Origin of the sequence: Comamonas sp. B-9, from assembly GCF_000410635.1 — a bacterium.
Lineage (GTDB): Bacteria > Pseudomonadota > Gammaproteobacteria > Burkholderiales > Burkholderiaceae_C > Comamonas.
On the sequence record NZ_KE148532.1, the window covers coordinates 1 to 407 of the forward strand.

Annotated in this window: 1 protein-coding gene; it reads left to right on the forward strand. The window is 71.3% G+C overall.

Annotated elements, in window-relative coordinates; all coding sequences use genetic code 11:
- Positions 1-407, forward strand: a 407-nt coding sequence (locus H928_RS30050) for an FAD-dependent oxidoreductase (RefSeq protein ID WP_373604908.1), incomplete at both ends; no start/stop codon positions are given.

Below are 407 nucleotides of genomic sequence, written 5' to 3' on the forward strand. Positions count from 1 at the left end.
CCGCGCCCACGCGCCGCAGCGCCCATGAACGGCCACCCGCCTGGAAGGACAGCTTGGCCGCGCCTGCGGCCGACTGGAGTGAAGAGGCCAGCGCCGCCACACTCGAAGCGCTGGGCTTGCCGGCAGATACCCCCGCGCTTTGGCACCCACGCGGCGGCTGGCTGCGGCCGGCTGCGCTGGTGCAGGCCTTGATGGACCACCCGGGCATCCGTTTTGTCGGCGATGCACCTGTGCATGCGCTCGATGCGCTGGCAAGCGAAGACGGCCAGCCCCAGTGGTGCCTGAGCGATGGCCAAGGCCAGCCATGGGCGCAGGCCGATCTGGTCGTCCTCTGCGCCGGGCCGCAATCGGCCTGCATGCGCATCAACGGCCAGAGCCTGGCCGCTGCCCAGGCGCTGCAAACCCTT